Source organism: Ferrimonas kyonanensis DSM 18153 (genome assembly GCF_000425405.1).
Lineage (GTDB): Bacteria > Pseudomonadota > Gammaproteobacteria > Enterobacterales > Shewanellaceae > Ferrimonas > Ferrimonas kyonanensis.
On the sequence record NZ_KE384365.1, the window covers coordinates 219,135 to 241,101 of the forward strand.

Below are 21,967 nucleotides of genomic sequence, written 5' to 3' on the forward strand. Positions count from 1 at the left end.
CGCCATTTGTGACCGCCTTAGCAAATCATTCCCATAAAAAAACGGCCTTTCGGCCGTTTATAGTGCTATTTCAGCGAGTCACTCGAGCAAATTCACTCAGGATTCCAGATAGGTATAGCCAATCAGCCCCTGTTCCAGCTCCATAAGCGCCTGCTCACGCACGTCCTCGGCAAGCCGACACTGCTCCAGTCGCTGCTGATAGCGGGTCAACATCCACTGGGGATCCAGGTTGACGTACTCCAGCACCTCATTGACCTGGGTGCCCTGCAGGTACTCCACCACCTCGGCATTGCCCTGCTCATCCAGTTTGATGTCCACCACGTCGGTATCGGCAAACAGGTTATGCATGTCCCCCAGGATCTCCTGGTAGGCCCCCACCATGAAAAACGCCACGTGGTACGGGTGCTCGGCACTCCAGGTGGGCATCGGCAGAGTGGTTTCAATCCCCTGACCATCCACATACTGATCGATGGTGCCATCGGAATCACAGGTGATGTCCAGTATCACCGCCCGCCGGTCCGGCTTGGTGTCCAGCCCCGACAGCGGCAACACCGGAAACACCTGGTCGATACCCCAGGCATCCGGCAACGACTGAAACAGGGAAAAGTTAACGAAGAACTTATCCGCCAGCTTCTCGTTCAGCTCGTCGATGATCGGCCGGTGAGAGCGGTTCTTGGGCGACAACTCCCGCGACACCTGATAGCACACCTGCAGGTGCACCTGCTCCGCCCACGCCCGCTGGGACAGATCCAGCAGCCCGTAGTTGTACTTGGCGTGCACATCCGCCAGATCATTCACCGTATCGTGGTAAATCTCCCCCAGGGCCCGAGCATCGGTGTGCTCACGAACGTCCTCCAGGGTCTGCCACATGTTCTTCAGCACCAGCGGTGCGCCGGTACCCGGCGCTGGCAGCGTCTCCGGCTCATAGGCCTCGACCCCGATCACATCGGCAATCAGCACCGCATGGTGCGCGGTCATGGCCCGGCCGGACTCGGAGATCAGCCTGGGGTGTGGCAGATGGTACTGGCGGCAGACGTCGCCGATGGCGTACACCACGTTGTTGGCGTACTCCTGCAGCGAGTAGTTCACCGAGCAGTTGCTCTGGCTGCGAGTTCCTTCGTAATCCACCCCGAGGCCGCCACCCACGTCCACCGTGGTGATCGGCGCCCCCAGTTTGCGCAGCTCCATATAGAAGCGGCCGCACTCGGTCAGCCCCTTCTGAATGTCGCGAATGCTGGCAATCTGAGAGCCGAGATGGAAGTGCAGCAACTGCAGGCAATCGAGGCGATTGGCCTCACGCAGGGTCTCCACCAGCTTCAGAATCTGCGCCGCCGACAGGCCGAACTTGGACTTTTCGCCCCCGGACGCCTGCCACTTGCCCTTGCCCTGGGACGCCAGGCGGGCCCGCACCCCCAGCAGCGGAGTCACCCCCAGCTCGCGGGCTTCCTCCAGCACCAGCTTCAGCTCCGACATCTTCTCGATCACCAGGAACACCTGGTAACCCAACTGCTGTCCGCGCAAGGCCAGGCGCACGTATTCGCGGTCCTTGTAACCGTTACAGACGATCACCTGGGCGCTGTCCTGGGCCATCGCCAGCACCGCCAGCAACTCCGGTTTGGAACCGGCTTCCAGCCCCAGAGACTGGCCACCACCGGCCAGCAGCCCCTGCACCACGGTGCGCTGCTGATTCACCTTGATCGGGTACACCGCCAGATAATGGCCCTGATAGCCATAATCGTCGATGGCGGTGGTAAAGGCACTGCACAACCCCTGCACCTGGGAGTGCAGAATCTGCGGAAAACGCACCAGCATCGGCAACTGAGCGCCACGCTCCGTCGCCAGCTGCTCCGCCAATCGGGTCAGCGCTACCTTACACTCGGGTTCGGCGGGGTTGGGGCGCACCTCAACCTGTCCGTCGTCGTTTATCTGAAAATAACCACGCCCCCAATAGGGCACATTATAAAGATGCTGCGCATCTTGGACGCTCCAGCTCACGGGCGCTCTCCAACTAACTGACTTTAGCCAGACGGTCGACCAGGTATTGTGGCAGTGCAAAGCTGCCCACATGAATGGCCGGGTTGTAGTAACGGGTGTCGAGCTTCGCCGCCGCAAATCGCTGGCTCAGAACCTCCACATCCACCTGCCGGGCCGCGGCATTGTCGCTGGCCCAGGCAAAACTCATGGCGCCACCGATGTAGGTGGGCACCGCCGCCACGTAGAAGTGACGATCCGCAAAATAGGGCGCCAGGCGCTGGTAGGTGGTCTCGGCTTCGCCCTGTTGCATAAAGGGCACGCCGTTCTGAGCCACAAAAATGCCGCCTTCGGTCAGGCACTGCTTACAGCCTTTATAGAAATCGGACTCAAACAATGCTTCGCCGGGACCGATGGGATCGGTGCAGTCGGAGATGATCACGTCGAACTGTTCCTGGCAGCCCAGCACGAACGCCTTGCCGTCATCGATAACGATCTCCACCCGAGGATCGTCAAACGCGCCCTGGCTGTGGTTAGGCAGGTGCTGCTTGCACATCTCGATTACCGTATGATCGATCTCCACCTGCACCACTCGCTCCACCGCCTGGTGTTTGATCACCTCGCGCAACATGCCGCCATCGCCGCCGCCGATGATCAGCACCTTCTTGGCACTGCCATGGGCCAGAATCGGCACATGGGTCAGCATCTCGTGATAGATAAACTCATCGGCTTCGGTGGTCTGAATGATGCCGTCCAGCGCCATCACCCGACCAAAGCGTTCATTATCAAAGATGATCAACTCTTGGTGCTCAGTCGGCGCACGGAACAACACCGTGTCCATAGCAAACTGTTGGCCATACCCCGGGTACAGGGTCTCTAGGTATTGGGTGTCACTCATGACGCTCTCTCCGAACCAGATAACATCCATGCTCCCACGCCGGGGCACAGAAACAAAGACAGTGTAGATACAACAGAGGTGACGGGTCGCGAGCGGGCCGGAACAGGCCCTGAAACAGGGGAGATGATCATAGATGTATTCCTATCCTACGGGATGCCGCTTCAACGCCAATCAGGGTTGAGCGGCTTACGCCACGAGAACCATAAAACCTCAGTCAGTTAATCGTAAGTATTGGGGCTGTTGCCACTGAGCGCTTTATACTCCCATTTTTCCATTTGCACCATACCCCGCCCGGCAATTTTTCCGGCCCTCATCGAGCCCCATCGAACCGGGCCACAACCCCGGCCAATTCGGCACAACTGGCAAGTTAAACTGACAAGCCCACCAAGATTCGGCAAAAAATATGCTGTACTTCACTGGATTTTGAAATCCAAACACATAAAATAGCCGTCTAGATGTAGATGCGTCTAATGTTGCGAGCTTGAAACCAAGGCGTCGCAACGTCACTTTCCAGCATCTGCCCCCTGTTTCTAATTTGAGAGTTGATTGCCATGGCACGTCACCTATTTACCTCAGAGTCTGTCTCTGAAGGCCATCCGGATAAAATCGCGGACCAGATCTCTGATGCCGTATTGGATGCCATCCTGGCTCAGGACGCCAAAGCGCGCGTCGCCTGCGAAACCTATGTTAAAACCGGCATGGTCATGGTGGGTGGCGAGATCACCACGTCTGCCTGGGTTGATATCGAAGAAGTGACCCGTCAGACCATCCGTGACATCGGCTACACCCATTCCGATATGGGTTTCGACGCCAACTCCTGTGCGGTGCTGTCTGCCATCGGTAAACAGTCGCCAGACATCAACCAAGGTGTTGATAAAGCTGACCCACGTGAGCAGGGTGCCGGTGATCAGGGCCTGATGTTCGGCTACGCCAGCAACGAAACTGACGTACTGATGCCAGCGCCTATCACCTACTCTCACCGTCTGGTGAAGCGCCAGGCCGAAGTTCGCAAGAACGGCACTCTGCCTTGGTTGCGTCCTGACGCCAAATCCCAGGTGACCTTCGCCTACAACGCCGACGGCACTGTAGCTGGCATCGATGCCGTAGTACTGTCTACTCAGCACTGCGACAGCGTTTCCACTGCCGATCTGCGTGACGGGGTGATGGACACCATCATCAAGCCCGTTCTGCCTACCGAGTGGATCACCAAAGACACCAAGTTCCACATCAACCCAACCGGCCGTTTCGTTATCGGTGGCCCCATGGGTGACTGTGGCCTGACTGGTCGTAAGATCATCGTCGATACCTACGGCGGCATGGCGCGTCACGGTGGCGGTGCCTTCTCCGGTAAAGATCCATCCAAGGTAGACCGTTCTGCTGCTTACGCCACTCGCTATGTGGCCAAGAACATCGTTGCCGCTGGCCTGGCCGATCGCTGCGAAATTCAGGTGTCCTACGCCATCGGTGTGGCAGAGCCCACCTCCATCAGCATCGAAACCTTCGGCACTGGCAAGCTGCCAGAAGAGAAGCTGATCGAGCTGGTTCGTCGCCACTTCGACCTGCGCCCATACGGCCTGATCGAGATGCTGAAGCTGGAGCGTCCTATCTACGCGCCGACCGCAGCCTACGGTCACTTCGGCCGTGTCGAGTTCCCTTGGGAGCAAACCGACAAAGCGGAAGCCCTGCGCGCCGACGCCGGCCTGTAATCCGCCCCGACAAACAACAAGCCCCGGCCACAGCCGGGGCTTTTTCGTTTTCAGGGCAAACTAGGATACCCTTACTGCTCAGTTCTCACCCCGACACGGAGTCCCCAATGCGCCTGCTCACCACCCTGCTGACCCTCTGCACCAGCCTGCCCTTGTCTGCCCTGCCCCTGGATGTAGAGGAGCAACGAGTGGCCGATGTGGCCCAACAGCTGCCGCAGCTATTAACGCCACTGGCGACCAGCTTGGATGCCGGCGTGGTACAACACCGCAGCAGCCGCAACGAAGCCAGCCTGAGCCAGGCGGCAGCCGACTCCGGCCAGAGGTTGTGGCGACAGGCGGTAACACTGGTGCAGTCCGGCCACATGGATGACCGGCCCCTGTACTGGAGCCGGTTGCAACTTCGCAGGGACATCAAGCAGCAAGCGCCGGCCTTCCGCGCCAGCGACGCCCAAACGCAGGCGGCAATCGACGGCTTTGAGCGCAGCTCCCGAGGCTTCGGCGACATCCACTTCGACGACGACGCCGAGGTAAAAATCCTGGTGACCGGCTTCGATCCCTTTTTCCTCGACCGCCACCTGAATCAGTCCAACCCCTCCGGCCTGGCAGCGCTGGCGCTGGATGGCCGCACCCTGACGCTCAACGGCCGTAAGGCACAGATTCAGACGGCGATGATTCCGGTACGGTTCGAGGACTTCGACCAGGGCATGATCGAATCGCTGCTGACCCCCTATCTGCGCCACCCGCACGTCGACATGGTGGCCACGGTCTCCATGGGCCGGGACGATTTCGATCTTGAGCGCTTTCCCGGTCGCAACCGCAGTGCCGCCGCGCCGGGCAACCGCAATGTGCTCACCGGCGCCACTAAAGAGGCACCGTTGCCGCCACGGCTGTTGGACCAGCCGCTGAACGGACCGGAATTTGTGGAGTTCTCCCTGCCGGTCAGCGCCATGCAAAAAGCCGACGGCCCCTGGGCCATCAACGACAATCGCCACATCGCCACCCTGGAGAAAGGCCAGTGGCAACCGGACTCCCTGGCGCAACTGGATGGCCAAACCTCAGTGTCCGGTTCCGGTGGCGGCTACCTGTCCAATGAGATCAGCTACCGCGCCGTGTTACTGGCCAATCAACTGGGCAGCCCGACGCGTGTGGGCCACATCCACACCCCGCGCATCGCCAAGTACGACCGGGAAACCGAAACCGCCATCGTCCGCCAAATTGAGGCGATGCTAACCCAGGCCATTGCCGCCCTTTAACCTTGAGACCCCCTGTTCCATGCAATACAACAGCTTAAAAGAGCGAGTCTTCGACGTCATCTTCGGCACCGACACCCCGGCGGGCAAGCGCTTCGACATAGCGCTGCTGCTGACCATCGGCCTGAGCGTGGTGGTGGTGATGCTCGACTCCATCGATGCCCTCAAGGCCCAGTGGGGCCCCTGGTTCCGCTATGCCGAGTGGGGCTTCACCCTGCTGTTCTCCTTCGAGTACCTGCTGCGATTGTGGGCCTCGCCGAAACCCGGCCACTACGCCAAGAGCTTCTACGGCATCATCGATCTGCTGGCGATTCTGCCCAGCTACCTGCAACTGCTGCTGCCTGGCAGTCAGTACCTGCTGGTGCTGAGGCTGCTGCGGGTGATGCGGGTGTTTCGAATCATCAAGGCGATTCGCTATCTGGCGGAAGCCAACATGCTGTGGCGTTCCATCAAGGCCTCGCTGAGAAAGATCACCGTCTTTTTCACCTTCGTGCTGCTGTTGGCCTGCATCATGGGCTCGATCATGTACGCCCTCGAAGGCCCGGCCAGTGGCTTTACCAGCATCCCAAAAGGGGTGTACTGGGCCATCGTTACCATCACCACCGTCGGCTATGGCGACATCAGCCCGCAAACGCCCCTGGGTCAGTTCATCGCCTCGGTAACCATGATCATCGGTTACTCGGTGATCGCCGTCCCCACCGGCATCTTTACCGCCCAGATCAGCCAGGAGATGAACCTGCACCGGGATCTGCGCCGCTGTGAAAACTGCGACCGCAGCGGCCATGACAACGATGCCCTGTTCTGCAACCACTGCGGCACCCAACTGGAAGAGCAGGTCTGATGGAGGCACTGACCCAGGCAATCGACGCCAAGCTGCAGTGGTGCTATCGCCAGGCCGAAGCCCGCCTTGGCCGCCGCTTCCCCTACCCCGAGGTCGGCTTCACCCTGCGGGGGATGAGCGCCGGGGCCGCTCACCTGGCCGACAACCGGCTGCGCTTTAACCCGGTGCTGCTGCAGGAAAACCCCCAGGCCTTTGTCGACGAAGTGGTGCCCCACGAGGTGGCGCACCTGCTGGTGTGGCAACTGCATGGCCGGGTTCGCCCCCATGGCCCGCAGTGGCAACGGCTGATGGCCGAGGTGTTTGACTGCCCACCCCGAACCCGCCACAGCTTCGACGTCAGTTCGGTAAAGCCGGCCACCTTTGCCTACCGCTGTGGCTGCCAGAGCCACCCACTGACCCTGAGGCGCCACAACAAGGTGCAGCGGGGCCAGGCCAACTACCAGTGTCGCCGCTGCGGCCAGACGTTGACCCCGGCCTGATCGTTGCCCCGTCGTCACCAACGGATTACCATCGCTCACTCCCGCTCGTATAAGAAAAAAAGTAATGAAAAAACTGCTCCTGTTGCTGTTAATCAGCCACACTGCCCTGGCTGCCCCCAGCAGCTTTCGGGCCGCCAAAAAACAACTGGTTACCCTCTATGCCAACCTGCCGGCTCAGACCTTCTATTGCGGCTGCGACTATCAGCAGAACGGCAAGAAACTGATCCCCTCCCTGGCCAGTTGCGGCTACCAGGTGCGTAAACAGGCGCCCCGGGCCCAGCGCATCGAATGGGAGCACGTGATGCCCGCCTGGGCCTTTGGTCACCAGCTGCAGTGCTGGCAGCAAGGCGGCCGCAAACACTGCCGCAAAGATCCGACCTTTAAACGAATGGAAGCGGATCTGCACAACCTGGTGCCGGCCATCGGCGAGGTCAACGGGGACCGCTCCAACTACCGCTTCTCCGACATGGGCCAGACCCCCTATCAATATGGTCAATGCCAGATGGTGGTGGATTTCAAAGCCAAGCAGGTGCAGCCGCCCAATCGCGCCCGTGGTGCCATCGCCCGCACTTACCTCTATATGCAGCAGCAATATCAGGTTAAGCTATCCCGATCTCAGTTACAGTTAATGCAAAGCTGGAACCGCCTCTACCCGGTCACCGAACTGGAATGCCAGCGGCACCGGCAGGTGAGTCAGCTGCAAGGGTGGCCCAACCCCTACGTGGCCCAGCAATGTCAATAAACGGAGCCTCATGCGAGTCCCAAGAATCTATCAGCCCGGTCCTCTAGCGGCCGGCACCACCGTGGCGCTGGACGCCGACGGTGCCAATCACGTTGGCCGGGTGCTGCGAATGCAGGCCGGCCAGGCACTGGAGATGTTCAACGGCGACGGCAGCCAATTCGACGCCATCATTCGTGACAGCGGCAAGAAACAGGTGCTGGTGGAGCTGCTGACCCAACAGCAGATCAGCCGGGAATCGCCACTGAATCTGCACCTGGGACAGGTGATCTCCCGCGGCGACAAGATGGAGTTCACCATTCAGAAATCGGTGGAACTGGGCGTCAACACCATCACCCCGCTGTGGTCGGAGCGCTGCGGCGTCAAGCTGCAGGGGGATCGGCTGGATAAGAAGCTGGCTCAGTGGCAGAAGATTGCCATCAGTGCCTGCGAGCAGTGTGGCCGCAACCGCGTACCGCTGATTCGGCCGGTAATGAAACTGCAGCAATGGATGGGTGAAGCCACCGAGGCCACCAAGCTCAACCTGCACCCCAGGGCCGATTACAGCATTCAGACCCTGCCGCAGCCCATGACCCGAGCCCGACTGTTGATCGGTCCCGAAGGTGGCCTCAGCGGCGACGAGATTGCCGCCGCCCGCGACCACCATTTTGTCGACATACTGTTGGGGCCCAGGGTACTGCGTACCGAAACCGCTTCCCTGACCGCCATTACCGCCCTGCAAACCCGCTTCGGCGATCTGGGCTAAAAGGAGAAACCCGTGATCAAACTCGGCATCGTAATGGATCCCATCGAGTCCATTAACATAAAAAAAGACAGCAGCTTTGCCATGCTCATGGCCGCTCAGCAGCGCGGCTATGAGCTGCACTACATGGAGATGAGCGATCTCTATATGGAACAGGGCCAGGCCATGGCCCGCATGCAGCCTCTGACGGTGCGCAACGAGGCGGGCAACCACTTCACCCTGGCAGAGCCGCAGGAGCGGCCGCTGGCGGATCTGGACGTGGTGCTGATGCGCAAAGACCCACCGTTTGACACCGAATACATCTACGCCACCTACATGCTGGAGCGGGCCGAGGAACTCGGCACCCTGATCGTCAACAAGCCCCAGAGCCTGCGGGACTGCAACGAAAAGCTGTTCACCGCCTGGTTCAGCGACTACACCGCCAATACCCTGGTGACCCGTCGGGCCGACAAGATCCGCGAGTTCCACCGCCAGCACGGTGACATCATCATCAAGCCGCTGGACGGCATGGGCGGCGCTTCCATCTTTCGGGTCAAGGCCGATGGCGACAACCTGGGGGTGATCATCGAAACCCTCACCAACCTCGGCAACCAGTACACCATGGTTCAGGACTACCTGCCGGCGATCAAACAGGGTGACAAGCGCATCCTGATCATCGACGGCGAACCGGTGCCCTACTGCCTGGCCCGAATTCCCCAGGGAGGCGAGACCCGCGGCAACCTGGCCGCCGGCGGCCGTGGCGAAGCCCGGCCCCTGTCTGACAGCGATTGGGCCATCGCCCGGGCCATCGGTCCGGAGCTGAAACGCCGCGGCCTGATCTTCGTTGGCCTGGATGTCATCGGCGACAAGGTCACCGAGATCAACGTCACCAGCCCTACCTGCATTCGCGAGATCGAAGCCGAGTTCGAGGTGGACATCACCGCCATGCTGTACGACGCCATCGAGGCCCGCTTGGCCAGGGCGTAAACCGCCCATAACCACACAGGCCGCCCCAGGGCGGCCTGTGTGGTTATGGGTCAGCAAACCTTAGCTGCGATTGCCACTTAAGGGGTGGAACACCGCCTGCAACGACTCGATGTTGGCCCACTCCAGCTGCGGCCCCATCTGCCGTATCAACTCCATCACCTGCTGCTCGTCCAGAGCCGGCGAAAACAGGTAGCCCTGGGCATGATCACAACCAGACTTGATCAGGTACTGCAGCTGGTCATGACTCTCTACCCCTTCGGCGATCACCGTGCGACGCAGGTTGTGAGCCAGATCGATCACCGAACTGACGATGTTGCGGTCGACGTCGGAACTGTCCAGATCACGAACAAAACTGCGGTCGATCTTGAGGATGTCGAACGGCAACTGTTTCAGGTAGCTCAGCGATGAGTAGCCGGTACCGAAGTCATCGATGGCGATCTTCACCCCCATCCCCTTGAGGCGCTCCATGGTGCTGAGCGCCTGGTCCAGGTTCTTAATCAGGCTCTCCTCGGTAAGCTCCAGCAACAATCGGTTCGGCGGCACCTGCAGCTCATTCAGCAACTGCTCAATGCGATGCCCCAGGCTGGCATGCAGGTACTGGTGCGGCGACAGGTTCACCGCGATGTAAAACTCCTGATTGCCTGCCAGCTTGCTCAGCTTCAGCATCAACTGCATGCTTTTCTGAATCACCCAGTCGCTGAGGGCCAGAATCTCGCTGCTGCCCTCCAGGTCATTAATAAACTCCGACGGCATCAACAAACCACGGCTGGGGTGGTACCAGCGCACCAGCGACTCGAACCCCACCACCCGCTGATCTTTAATGGACAGAATCGGCTGCAGGCTGATGGCGATCTGCCCCTCCTCCAGCGCCACCCGAAGATCCGCCTCCAGCATCAGCTTACGACTGGCCAGTTCCAGCATCTGCTCATCAAACACCCGGTAGTTGGAACGGCCCGCCTGTTTGGCCTGGTACATGGCCAGGTCCGCCCGCTTCAGCAACTCCTCCGGTCGCAGCATCGGGTTATCACAGAACACCACCCCGATGCTGGTGGTGACGATCAGGGTATGGCGTCCCAGCTGCACCGGTTGCTGCAGCGACACAAAGATCTGATGGATGATGCGGTGAATGTTGGTGCCTTCCCCCAGACCACGGATGATGATGGTGAACTCATCGCCGCCAAGGCGGCAGACGGTATCCATGGAGCGGACGCTCTTCTTCAAGCGGTTGGCTACGGTCTTGAGCAACTCGTCGCCGACATCGTGGCCCAGGGTGTCATTGATGCGCTTAAACTCATCCAGATCCAGGAACAGCAGGGCAATCTTGTCATCGGTGCGCCCCAGGCTGCTGAGAGACTTGCTCAGTTCATGGTGCATCATGGTGCGGTTGGGCAGACCGGTTAGGGTGTCCATCATCGCCAGCCGCTCCAGCTCATGGGTATAGCGATCCACCTCTTCGTGCAACTGCTCCAGCTGATTGGCGGCATCCTCGGCCGCCTGTTCCAGTTGATCCACCTCATCGGGAAAGCCGATATGCGGTCGTTTCAGTTGCGCTTTGAGCTGGGAAAACTCCCGGCTTGGCAACAGCGGCAGCAGTTTCTGCAGTTGCTGAATCCGCCCCAGAGGCCGCCAGAACAGCACCCCACCCACCAGCCCGGCCACCACGATGCAGATAAACACCAGCCCGGCCAGATCCCTCAGGTAAGCCTGTTGGCCCTGCTCCAGCTCAGTGACATCGGAAAACAGCAGCAGGCTGTGAAACGGATCAACCGGCCACACCACAAAGCTCCAGTGGCGGTCGCCCAGGGCCACCGCCTGCGGCCCCTGCAGCATCTGCTCGAACTCCAGTTGCCCGGAGGCCGCCAGCAGCCTCGGGTAGTTGGCATCACGGTTGGTCAGGCTCAGGATCGAGCGTCCCCAGGGGTTGAGGTTACTAGGCTGGACCTGGCCGAGAATCGCCATCTCCGAATCATGGTGTTCATTGATGATGGTCAGCACCTCTTCCAGCGGCGTTACCAGCACCAGCAGGTGCAACTGGCCACCGAGCACCACAGGAAACGCCGCATCCAGCACGCAGCTCTGGCGGCAGCGTTGTCGACTCAGGCGCTGCTCCGGCGTTTCAATGGCCGCCAGCCAACCGTCGGCGGGCAGCGGGTGGCTGCCGACCCGGGCCACCGCATTCAGCTCCATGTCGTACAGCGACAGCCCGGCCAGTCCCCACAGCGGTTTCAATTCCACCCACTGGGCCCGCAACGAGGACTCCAGCGGCTGTCCCGCAGACCCATTCAAGCTCTGGGCCAGCTCCTGAGCCACCACCCCCAGCCGCCGCTCGATGATGCTCAGGGTCTCCTCGTAATCCTGTTTTAAAAACTCCGCCCGCTGCACCAGCATGGCATCCATCTGGCGATCGAAGCGCTGCAACGCCAGATGGCCGAGGAAGCCACTGAGCACCACCATCATCACCATCAAGGCCATGACAAACTTCCAGCGCAAGCTGACAAAAGGCAAAGGGAGTGACGCCATCACCGTCCCCCCGGAAAAAGTAGACCCATTCCCAGCCCAGCTCGCAGGCTTTTTCGCTGTTCCATAACTGTACCTGCAATTGAAAACGTCCAAGTCACTTCAAGTGTAGAACAGCTGAGACCCGACACCGGATCGATCGACGCGAATGGGAAAGTTGGTCAAGGGCTTGCCGGGATTGGTATACTGCCAGCATCGCTTTTTGGACCCCTGCCATGACTCTGACCAACCCCAGCCGCTTAATTCGTAAGTACGCCGACGACTTCGGCCACCGCCTGTTGATTGTAAACCCCATGGCCGACGGCCTGATCCCCGAGCTGAATCGCGACGGCATCGAGGTCATCGCCTGCAGTCACGACTACCTGGTGCAGCGCCACCTGCAACAGTTGCAGGTGTCACCGCTGCATTTTGGTTGCCAGCCTCAACTCGGCGACCTGAGTCGAATCGACGCCGCCATCCTGGTGCTGCCCCAGGCCAAGGCCCTGGCCGCTCACCTGATGCAATGGCTGGCCAGCGTGCTGCCCGCTCACACCCCCACCTACCTGGTGGGCGACAACAAGGGCGGCATCAAAAGCGCCACCAAGGCGATGGCGGTGCAGTTCGATCAGGTGAGTAAATTTGCCAGTGGCGCCCATTGCCAGATGATCGCCGGCCTAAGCCAACCGTGCGAGGCACCGGCCCTGACCGCTGACCAGCCTCGGGTCATCGATACCCAGCTGGGCCAGTTGCCCCTGTGCGCCCTGCCGGGCGTCTTCAGCCAGGGCGAACTGGACGCCGGTACCGAACTGCTGCTTCAGCACCTGCCGCCGTTAACCGGCCGAGTGCTGGACTTTGGTTGTGGCGCCGGCGTGATCGGCGCCCTGATTAAACAGCGGGCGCCACAGACAAAGGTGGAGATGGTGGACATCAACGCCTTTGCCCTGGCCTGCACCCAGGCCACTCTGGCCGCCAGCAACCTGGAAGCCAAGGTCTACCCGTCCGACGGTTTCAGCGACATCGACGGTGAATTCGACCTGATTGTGTCCAACCCGCCGTTCCACCACGCCGGCAAACAGACCTTCGCCACCGCCGAGCATTTCATTGCCCACGCCCGTCGCCACCTGAAGCCCGGCGGCCAACTGGTGTTTGTCGCCAATCATCATCTGCCCTATGGCGATGCGCTGCAGGCGGCCTTTGGCCGGGTCAACATCGTTGCCCAGGACAAAAAGTTCAAAATCTACGCGGATCGCAGAGTTTAAGCTTAAATTTTGGCCGAACGGAAAATGATTTGAATATTGCTGTTGACGGCCAACGGAATCTCTCTATAATGCGCCCCCGTACCAATGAGTAAATGCAGAGCAGATGTGGCGGAATTGGTAGACGCGCTAGCTTCAGGTGCTAGTGTCCGCAAGGACGTGAGAGTTCAAGTCTCTCCATCTGCACCACTCATTGATGTCACGATGCAGAAGTGGCGGAATTGGTAGACGCGCTAGCTTCAGGTGCTAGTGTCCGCAAGGACGTGAGAGTTCAAGTCTCTCTTTCTGCACCACTCTTTTTTGAGTGGTTAATAGGCCCACCGAAGTCTTAATTCGGTATCGCAACCGGTGAGAGTTCAGCTATGATCTCTGACAGCGAGCAAAAAATGTAATACGCAGATGTGGCGGAATTGGTAGACGCGCTAGCTTCAGGTGCTAGTGTCCGCAAGGACGTGAGAGTTCAAGTCTCTCCATCTGCACCAAATTTCGAAGCCCTGACCTTTTGGTCGGGGCTTTTTGCTATTCCCGTTTTAATTCAATCCGGTATACTCCCTAGACTCGCCAAATAATCATAAGTACCGGCGCGATGATAGCAACCGATTTACTCTATTTTGATCATGAGCATCAACTGCTGTGCGTGGACTTGATTCCCGAACGTCACGCGCTGGTTGAGTTGCATGAACTGCAGCAGCTGCACCTCTCATCCCAGTACCGCGAATTCGCGTTTCTGGACCACGACGTGCGCAAAGCCCTGCAGCTGCTCAAGCATCAGGCCAAAGGCGCCAACAAGGGCCAGTCGCAGCGAATCCCCATCGCCCAACAGATTGACGGCAGCTGTCAGCTGAGCCTGTCCACCGACAAGATGCAGGTCACCGCCACCCTCACCTGCCCTCAGGGCGGCAGCAAAATCGGCTTCGCCGAACTGGTACAGGAACTGCAGCGCCTGGCAATCAAAAACGGTCTTCTGAGCAACAACATCAATGCGCTACTGGCCAAAGCCGAGCACGGCACCCCGGGCGAGAGCATCAGTGCCACCATTGCCAAGGGCAAACCGCCGGTTCACGGCAAAGACGCCAAACTGGAGCGGCTGGTCAAGCTGTCACGGGAACGGCTGCTCAAACCCAAGGTGCTCGACAACGGCAAGGTCAACATGCGCGATCTGGGCGAGATCATCACCGTCAGCAACGGCGATGAAGTGATGCGCAAACACGAACCCCGCCCGGGCGTTGACGGCTACAACGTCATCGGCGAAGTACTCAAAGCCAAACCCGGCAAAGACCGTAAACTCAAAGCCGGCAAAGGCACCATCGCCGCCCAGCAGGATCACAACCTGCTGCTGGCCACCACCGACGGCCAGCCCAAAGAAACCAAAGACGGGTTGGAGATTGTCGAAGTACTGACCCTGAAAAACGTCGACGTCGGCACCGGCCACATCCAATACCACGGCGCCATCGTCATTCAGGGCAACATCGAAGAAGACATGGAAGTGACCGCCGGTGGCGACATCACCGTCAATGGTTTTGTCGACAACGCCACCCTCAAAGCCGGTGGCGACATCATCGTCGCCAAAGGGGTCATCGGCCGTCAGCGCCCGGATGAGTCCCTGACCACCACCCTGGAAGCCCAAGGGCAGATTCACGTCAGCTTCGCCCAGTACGCCACCCTGAAATCGGCCGGCGACATCCACGTCCAGACCCAGCTGATTCATTGCCACACCCACTGTGGTGACAACCTCACCGTCGGCGTGGCCAATGGCAAGAAAGGGGATCTGGTGGGCGGGCGCGCCGTGGTGATTCACTCCCTCAGCAGCATCAACCTCGGCTCCCGGGCCGCCACTCAGAGCAGCGTTCGCGCCGGTGCCGGCATCACCCGCCTGCGCCACGCCGCCAAAGAGTATCAGCAACGCGAACAGGCACTGCTGGCCCAGAGTTACAAGCTCAGGCAGGCGATCAACAAGGCCACCATGGCCAACGACAAGAGCGACGAAGAGCGCAAAAAGCTGGTGGAGCAGTTTACCCTGGCCCAGCAGCAAAACAGCGCCAAACTCAGCGAAGCCCAATTGCTGCTGGCGGAAACCGAGGAGCGCATCGAGTCATTTTTCTCTCGGGTCAGCATCAGTGCCAGCCACAGTCTGTTCCCGCAAGTGGAGATGGAGATCGGCCTGCAGAGCCTGACCACCGATCGGGAGTACGGCCCCTCTAAGGTCAGCAACGATGGCAACCATCTGAAAATCGACGCCATTACCAGCTAGCCAAGAAGCTAGGCCTCAGTTCCGGTGTGACGGTTTTCAGCTGGCACCGGAATTGCTTTACACTGGTATCGATCCACTCCGCCAAAATTTCGACACAAGGACCCTGACATGGGAAGCCGCAACACCCTGCTTCACTCGCCAACCCGATTCGCCTCGAGCCACACCCTGGCCTTATGGCTGCTGATCACCAGTTGCGCCCTGTTGTGGTTACCCCTGAACCTGGCCCAGTCGCTGTTTCTGCAACAGTGGATAAGCAGCTACGCCTCCTGGATTGGCCTGACCGCCGTCGCCAGTGGTGCCTACCTGGCCACCCTGGGACTGCGACTGGTGTTCGGTCAGGTACTCAACCAGCGCTATCAGGGACAGATTCGACAGAAAGTGGCGGAGAAAATCCTCACCCTGGACAACACCGAACGGGCCATCCTGCGTGAGTTCGTCCTGCAAGGAAAAGGCAGCATTGCCATGCCGCTGAACCATCACGGCGTCAACGAGTTGATCGAATCTGGCATTCTCACCCGGGCGGGTGCAGTAGAAGAGTACGCCATCGAAGGACCGGTGGCTCCGCTGAAGATCACCGCGGCGGCACGCACCAAGTTGACCCGCAAAGTACTGCGGCTACCGGAAGGGCAGTTGAGCGACCAGCAGCGGGAACGGCTGCTGGCCAGTCGACCGGAATTTGCGGCGAACCTCAATCGCAGTGGCCGCCACGCCGCTTAAAAGGCTGCGGCCAGTTCATGCTCCTGTTCCAGCGCCAATAGCTGCTCTTCCACCGCCTTGATGACCCGCTCTCGGGACTCGCTGGTCAAGCCGACCCGCCAGTTCAAGGTGTTGGTGATCAGAGCCAGACTCTGATACAGCTTCGCCATCTCATCAAAATTCAGATTCTTGGCGATCATTGGATTGTTGATCATGGTGGTCGCACCGCGCTGACAGGCCACCATGGTGGCATGGGCCACCTCGATTTCCGAATCGTCGGACACCAGTTGCCCTTCGATTCGCGCCGCTTCCACTACTCGTTTCGCCGTCGAGCACGCTTGCTCAACGAACATCTGCATCTCCTGCAGCCGATAGTCACTGACCTTATCGACAATGCCGTGCGCCCCAGCCAGCGCATTGAACCCCAGGGTCCAGCTGGTTTGTTTGACGGCCATGGCACCGTACAGGTGCATCGCCAGCCAACGCTCGGCATGGTTGAGGTCGGCACTCATCAGCTCGGGCTGACGCTCTGTTAACAACTCAACGTGCTTGGCGAAGATCGCCACCAGCAAATCTTCTTTGCAGTTGAAATGTTTGTACAGAGTGCCGGCACTGCATCCCGCGCGGGGTGCCAATTCGGAGAAACGAAATGAAACAATGCCCTGTTCTTTAACCAGGCTTTCTCCCAATCTCAGCAGTGCCTGGTCCCGTTGCCGGAAACGCGCATGCACAGGCGAAGCCCAATGGCTCGAGTTAAGCCCTGACTTGGCTTCCTGCTCCATATACTAGAACTCCTTAATTTTTGAATCTAAAGCAACTGTACGCCTCTAAACTGAAACCGAATGTTAGCTACACCACGTTTAATGAAAGCCAGTAACGAAAATTTTGAAGGCCCGCACATTCAATAACAACAATTCGCCCTCAACGACAAAATGAAACCGCCGAAGGGCAACCGACTCAGCCCCGCCATCCGCCGCCTGGCGCCGCTTTGCGGGCCCGAAACGGGGCCACGTCACATCCCACTCAGACACCGGCATGCGGTCGATCCCAGTCTGCGACCACCGGCCAGGGGCCTGCCACTGCGGTGGCCGAGAGACGGTGAAAATAGGAAATAACCGCAGTCATTAACAATTTTTCCCGTTTCTTAACCAAGAGCAAAACTAATTATCTGCAATTATCAAATGACAACCAATTTGTTTTTTTCGGCCAGATTCAGGCGCTCGCTTTTATTCTCACAATGATTAATTACTGTATTACGAGGATAATTCGACAACTTGTCCAGTGTCGCTGGCAATAATATATCGGCGACAGTGCACGCTCCTCCGCCGCCCTCGCCCGCCCCGACAAATCGTGACCAAATTGTGATAAATCCGTGAAACCTTGTTGAGATCCCCCTCCTAGACTGGAGTGAACCTTAACCCAGGAGACGGAAAACCATGACCCTCAAACCCCTCGCATTGGCCGCCCTGCTGGCCGTACCGGCCGCCGGCGCCCAGACCGTCAACGTTGAAATCACCAACCTGACTCAGGGCATCTACTTTACCCCACTGCTCGTCAGTGCCCACGACGCCCAATACCACCTGTTTCAATCCGGTACCGACGCCTCTGCCGAGTTGACCGCCATGGCCGAGGGCGGAGACATTACCGGACTGGTGACCCTGGCCGACAGCATCGGCGCCGTTTCCGCGGCCAATCCGGCTCAGGGCCTGCTGGCGCCGGCGGCCAGCACCAATGCCAGCCTGGAGGTGGACAGCGGCATGGTGCTGTCGGTCACCGCCATGATCCTGCCCAGCAACGACGGCTTTGTCGGCCTGGACAGCTGGCCGATTCCCTCCGAGCCCGGCACCTACACCATCAACCTCAACGCCTACGATGCCGGTACCGAAGCCAATGATGAGGTGCTGGTCGCCGGCGCCGGTGGCGCACCCGGCACACCGGGAATGCCCGCCATTCCCGGCACCAATGGCGGCAGCGGTGCCAGCGGCGTCACCACCGAAGAACCCAACACCAAGGTGCACATTCACCGCGGCAACCTCGGTGACAGCAATGCCAGTGGTGGCATCAGCGACGTCGACAGCCGCATTCATCGCTGGCTGAACCCCGTCGCCCGCATCACTGTTACCGTACAGTAAGGAGGTCGGCATGAATCGCTCGCTCCCCATCCTCACCCTGACCGCCGCCAGCCTGCTGGCCGGTTGCAGCGACAATGACAGCAACGCCATCATTCCCGAGCCGCAGGAGCCCGAGATGGCCACCTTCGAGGTCACGGTGATCAACCTGACCGCGGCTCAACCGATGTCGCCGGTGGCCGCCTACCTGCACAACGGCACCGCCAGTGGCTGGCGCTTCGGTCAAGCCGCCAGCGTCGAACTGGAGCAACTGGCGGAAGCCGGTGACGGCAGTGGTTGGCTCAGCCGTGCCACTGACAACGGCGCCTTCGCCACGGCCAGCGGTGACGGCATCCTGATGCCCGGGGCCAGCCAGACCCTGAGCCTGACCCTGGAGACCGGCAACACCCTGATGCTGACCAGCGCCACCATGCTGGTTAATACCAATGATGCCTTTGCCGGCATCAACGGCTGGGACCTCACCGATCTGGCGGTGGGTGACAGCATGACCGTCACCCTGCCGGTGTACGACGCCGGCACCGAAGCCAACTCGGAATTGGCGGCCACCATTCCCGGTCCGGCAGGCGGTGGCGCCGGGTTCGACAGCAGCCGCGATGACGTCGACTTCGTCGCCCGTCACCCCGGCGTGGTCGGTAATCAGGACGGCGCCGCCGACTCGGCTCTGGACGGCCGCCATAGCTTCGACGCCCCGGTAGCAAGATTGACTGTAATGCGAAGCCAGTAACCCCGGTCTACTCTGCTGTTGCCCCGGCGCCGCGCCCGGGGCAACGGCAACCGACTGGCAAGGGAGGCCGTATGGCACGATTACTGGTGATTGAAGACGATGCCGACATCAACGCATTGGTGTCCCTGCATCTGCAAGCGCTGAATCACGATATCCACCGCTGTCACGATGGCCACGACGGCTATCAGCAAGCCCGCCGTGGCGATTTCGACCTGATTGTTCTGGACCTGATGTTACCGGGGATGGACGGTCTGACCCTGTGTCAAACCCTGCGCCGGGAAGGCTGCAACACCCCGATCCTGATGCTGACCGCCCGCAACAGCGAGACCGACCGGGTGGTGGGGCTGGAGAGCGGCGCCGACGACTACCTCAGCAAGCCCTTCAGCGTTCGCGAGCTGCAGGCCCGGGTCAAATCCCACCTGAGGCGGGCCCAACTGACCCAGGCGCCCCCCAGCACCAGCCTGGTCAACCACGGCGATCTGCAGCTGGATCCGGAGCGGCGCGAACTGCAGTTGCAAGGTAAGCCGGTGGATCTCACCAGCACCGAATTTGACCTGCTGTGGTACCTGGCGCAACACCCGGGCCGGGTATACCGCCGGGATCAGTTGCTGGAAGCGGTCTGGGGCTATCAGCACAACGGCTATCAGCACACCGTCAACTCCCACATCAACCGACTCAGGGCCAAGCTGGAGCACGATCCCGGCAACCCCAGGTACGTCCTCACCGTGTGGGGCATAGGGTACAAATTCAATGACAGGCTTTCGATTTAACTCGCTGTTTTCCCGACTGGCACTGGTACTGCTGAGCAGTTTCCTGCTGCTGGCGCTGATGCTGGTATGGTTCAGCCGCCAGTTGGACAACAACTTTCAGGATGAGGTTACCCAAAGGCTGCACTTCTCCCTGTCCGAACACATTGTCCATGAAGGGCCGCTGTTTAAAGGCGATGAGCCGGACCCGGTGGCGGTGGAAAAGGCGTTCCACAACATGATGATTCTCGGCAAGGGGTTTGAGTTCTACCTGCTTTCTCCCAGCGGAAAGGTGCTGAACTACTCGGCCCCCAAGGAGAAGATTCAACGCTTTACCCTACCGATGACCGCCATTCATGAGGCGCTGTCCGGCCAGGCCAGGTTGCCGCTGCGGGGACCGGATCCCCGCTCTGGCGATCGCAACAAGATCTTTTCGGTGGCGCCGGTGGTGATGGACGAGCGCCTGCAGGGCTACCTGTACATCATCATCAACGGCGAGATCTACGATTCGCTGGCCTCGGAGGTGGAAGCCAGTGGCTGGCTGCCACTGGCAATGCTGATGCTGATCAGCGGTGCCCTGTTTCTGCTGCTGACCACCCTGGGGCTGTTTGCCTGGCTGACCCGGCCCCTGAGTCGGCTCAGTGGCGCCATCAGCCAGCTGCAGCGCCAGGGCTTCCACGCCCCGGCGCTGCAGCTGGACAGCCGCGCCCCGGCGCGGGAGATTCAGCAACTGGAACAGGCGTTCAATACCCTGTCGCAGCGACTGCAGAAACAATATAAGAAGGTCAAAAGCGTCGATGAGATGCGGCGGGAATTGCTGGCCCACGTCAGCCACGATCTGCGCACGCCGCTGGCATCGCTGCAGGGCTACCTGGAAACCTGGATGATGCAGCACCGACAGGGCCAACAGCCCGATCCCACCTACATCGATATCGCCCACCAGAATGCCGGTAAGATCCATAAGATGGTGGACCAACTGATGGAGCTGGCGCGACTGGAAAGCGACCAGGTACCGATGCAGATGGAGTCCGTCGGCATCGCCGAGCTGGTTCAGGATGTGCTGCAGAAATACCGCCCCGCCGCCGAGGCCAAACAGGTGCTGCTGGATCTGCACCCCAAGGATCCCGGCCTGCAGGTGGTGGCCGACATCGAAAAGCTGGAGCGAGTATTCACCAATCTGGTGGATAACGCCTTGCGCCACTGCCAGGCCGGCGACACCATCACCGTCCGCTTTGTGGCCGCCAGCGACGCCCTGGAGGTGTCGGTCAGCGACAGCGGCATCGGCATCCCCGCCTCAGACCTGCCCCACATCTTCGATGCCCACTACAAAGCCGCCAACAGCATTCGCGGCGACAGCGCCCACAGTGGCCTGGGACTGGCCATTACCAAGCGACTGCTGGCCCTGCACCGCAGCCAGATTGAGGTTTCCAGTCAGGTACAGCAGGGCACCGAATTCCGCTTCCAGCTGCAATGGGCCTAGGGCGCTGACTCTGGGCACCAGCGGCCGCTGCCGAACGGCTGCGCCAGCCCTTCGGCCAGCAACAGCGGCCCGAGCTGGTGGCCATCGAGGTGGGCCTGAGCCAGCACGCTGCGATCGCCACTGCGGCGCTGCTGGCTCAGCACCAGCCGAGCGCCCTGGTCCAACTGCTGCTGCAGCCAGTAGCTCAGTCCCCGGGCCAGATTCCTCTCCAGCGGACAGCGGTCACTGAGCCCGGGCAAGTCCACATCCGTCAGAGTCACCCACTGCTCCGTCGCCGATGACGCCAGCTGCAACCGCATCTGCCGCTGCGGTGTCATCCCCAACACGGCCACCACCTGCACCTCTCCGGCCTCGGCACGAGTCTGCGACAACGGCTCGGGCGGCGGTTCCGCGGCCGAAGCCGCAACCGACTCCGGCTGCGCATAGGGGCGATTAAAGGTGGTATTGAGGTTGCTGCATCCCGCCAACAGCAATGCCCCCCAGATAAGGGCTGTCTTCATGTCGCGATTCCCTGCTGGTGAAAACTTCACCATAGCCGAATCCCGGGCTGACGTCCTGCTCAATTCAATTTTTGTTGCTAATGAAACAAAATCTGCT

19 protein-coding genes and 3 tRNA genes are annotated in these 21,967 nt (G+C 60.1%); 17 read left to right on the forward strand and 5 right to left on the reverse strand.

The genetic code is table 11. From position 1 onward, the window contains the following. Positions 1-96: 96 nt before the first annotated feature. Positions 97-1,995: a biosynthetic arginine decarboxylase gene (gene speA / locus H598_RS0118375; protein ID WP_028114308.1), complete on the reverse strand. Its 1,899-nt coding sequence runs from the start codon at positions 1,993-1,995 to the stop codon at positions 97-99. Between the two features lie 13 nt (positions 1,996-2,008). Continuing rightward, the gene (gene speE / locus H598_RS0118380; RefSeq protein ID WP_028114309.1) at positions 2,009-2,869 is read right to left on the reverse strand and encodes a polyamine aminopropyltransferase; all 861 of its coding nucleotides are present in this window, start codon (positions 2,867-2,869) and stop codon (positions 2,009-2,011) included. 551 nt (positions 2,870-3,420) lie between these two features. Between speE and metK the strand changes: the two genes are divergently transcribed. The 7 genes from metK to gshB all read left to right on the forward strand — a co-directional run bounded on the left by metK (position 3,421) and on the right by gshB (position 9,592). Further along, positions 3,421-4,575, forward strand: coding sequence for a methionine adenosyltransferase (gene metK, locus H598_RS0118385; RefSeq protein ID WP_028114310.1), 1,155 nt, complete (start codon positions 3,421-3,423; stop codon positions 4,573-4,575). Between the two features lie 107 nt (positions 4,576-4,682). Next, positions 4,683-5,828, forward strand: a complete 1,146-nt coding sequence (locus tag H598_RS0118390; protein WP_028114311.1) for a C15 family peptidase — start codon at positions 4,683-4,685, stop codon at positions 5,826-5,828. 19 nt (positions 5,829-5,847) lie between these two features. Beyond that, positions 5,848-6,666: an ion transporter gene (locus H598_RS0118395; protein WP_028114312.1), complete on the forward strand. Its 819-nt coding sequence runs from the start codon at positions 5,848-5,850 to the stop codon at positions 6,664-6,666. Next, positions 6,666-7,145 (forward strand): SprT family zinc-dependent metalloprotease, encoded by a 480-nt coding sequence (locus tag H598_RS0118400; protein WP_028114313.1) that lies wholly within the window; start codon positions 6,666-6,668, stop codon positions 7,143-7,145. Before H598_RS0118395 ends, H598_RS0118400 begins: the two co-directional genes overlap by 1 nt. Before the next feature lie 64 nt (positions 7,146-7,209). Further along, positions 7,210-7,887: an endonuclease gene (locus H598_RS0118405; RefSeq protein ID WP_028114314.1), complete on the forward strand. Its 678-nt coding sequence runs from the start codon at positions 7,210-7,212 to the stop codon at positions 7,885-7,887. Between the two features lie 10 nt (positions 7,888-7,897). Further along, positions 7,898-8,629 carry a 16S rRNA (uracil(1498)-N(3))-methyltransferase gene (gene rsmE / locus H598_RS0118410; protein ID WP_028114315.1) on the forward strand — a complete coding sequence of 244 codons (732 nt, stop codon included), beginning with the start codon at positions 7,898-7,900 and terminating at the stop codon, positions 8,627-8,629. 12 nt (positions 8,630-8,641) lie between these two features. Further along, complete coding sequence (gene gshB, locus H598_RS0118415) at positions 8,642-9,592, forward strand: glutathione synthase (RefSeq protein ID WP_028114316.1); 951 nt, start codon at positions 8,642-8,644, stop codon at positions 9,590-9,592. A 60-nt stretch (positions 9,593-9,652) separates the two neighbouring features. On the opposite strand, the gene H598_RS24955 is transcribed toward gshB, so the two are convergent. Then, a complete protein-coding gene (locus H598_RS24955; RefSeq protein WP_156897105.1) occupies positions 9,653-12,112 on the reverse strand; it encodes a putative bifunctional diguanylate cyclase/phosphodiesterase in 2,460 nt (819 codons plus the stop codon). A 212-nt stretch (positions 12,113-12,324) separates the two neighbouring features. On the opposite strand from H598_RS24955, the gene H598_RS0118425 reads away from it, so the two are divergent. The 6 genes from H598_RS0118425 (at position 12,325) to H598_RS0118450 (ending at position 16,312) form a co-directional block, all read left to right on the forward strand. Next, positions 12,325-13,347 (forward strand): methyltransferase, encoded by a 1,023-nt coding sequence (locus H598_RS0118425; protein ID WP_035416225.1) that lies wholly within the window; start codon positions 12,325-12,327, stop codon positions 13,345-13,347. 99 nt (positions 13,348-13,446) lie between these two features. Next, positions 13,447-13,533, forward strand: a tRNA-Leu gene (locus H598_RS0118430). Positions 13,534-13,550: 17 nt separating this feature from the next. After that, positions 13,551-13,637: transfer RNA gene (locus H598_RS0118435), tRNA-Leu, on the forward strand. Positions 13,638-13,739: 102 nt separating this feature from the next. Then, positions 13,740-13,826 (forward strand) — tRNA-Leu (locus H598_RS0118440). Positions 13,827-13,930: 104 nt separating this feature from the next. Then, on the forward strand, positions 13,931-15,595 hold the full coding sequence (locus tag H598_RS0118445; protein ID WP_028114318.1) for a flagellar assembly protein A: 1,665 nt from the start codon (positions 13,931-13,933) through the stop codon (positions 15,593-15,595). 108 nt (positions 15,596-15,703) lie between these two features. After that, positions 15,704-16,312 (forward strand): superinfection exclusion B family protein, encoded by a 609-nt coding sequence (locus tag H598_RS0118450; protein WP_028114319.1) that lies wholly within the window; start codon positions 15,704-15,706, stop codon positions 16,310-16,312. On the opposite strand, the gene H598_RS25770 is transcribed toward H598_RS0118450, so the two are convergent. Continuing rightward, positions 16,309-17,073, reverse strand: a complete 765-nt coding sequence (locus tag H598_RS25770; RefSeq protein WP_028114320.1) for a TetR/AcrR family transcriptional regulator — start codon at positions 17,071-17,073, stop codon at positions 16,309-16,311. The two genes, H598_RS0118450 and H598_RS25770, sit on opposite strands and share 4 nt — an antisense overlap. 654 nt (positions 17,074-17,727) lie before the next feature. Here H598_RS25770 and H598_RS0118465 point away from each other — a divergent pair. The 4 genes from H598_RS0118465 (at position 17,728) to H598_RS0118480 (ending at position 21,370) form a co-directional block, all read left to right on the forward strand. Further along, complete coding sequence (locus tag H598_RS0118465; RefSeq protein ID WP_028114321.1) at positions 17,728-18,423, forward strand: spondin domain-containing protein; 696 nt, start codon at positions 17,728-17,730, stop codon at positions 18,421-18,423. A gap of 10 nt (positions 18,424-18,433) precedes the next feature. After that, positions 18,434-19,144 carry a spondin domain-containing protein gene (locus tag H598_RS0118470; RefSeq protein ID WP_028114322.1) on the forward strand — a complete coding sequence of 237 codons (711 nt, stop codon included), beginning with the start codon at positions 18,434-18,436 and terminating at the stop codon, positions 19,142-19,144. Between the two features lie 71 nt (positions 19,145-19,215). Further along, complete coding sequence (locus tag H598_RS0118475) at positions 19,216-19,914, forward strand: response regulator transcription factor (protein WP_028114323.1); 699 nt, start codon at positions 19,216-19,218, stop codon at positions 19,912-19,914. Continuing rightward, entirely contained in the window at positions 19,895-21,370 is a 1,476-nt protein-coding gene (locus H598_RS0118480; RefSeq protein ID WP_028114324.1) for a sensor histidine kinase, read from the forward strand. Before H598_RS0118475 ends, H598_RS0118480 begins: the two co-directional genes overlap by 20 nt. On the opposite strand, the gene H598_RS0118485 is transcribed toward H598_RS0118480, so the two are convergent. Further along, positions 21,367-21,870, reverse strand: coding sequence for a hypothetical protein (locus tag H598_RS0118485; RefSeq protein WP_028114325.1), 504 nt, complete (start codon positions 21,868-21,870; stop codon positions 21,367-21,369). The two genes, H598_RS0118480 and H598_RS0118485, sit on opposite strands and share 4 nt — an antisense overlap. Positions 21,871-21,967 lie beyond the last annotated feature (97 nt).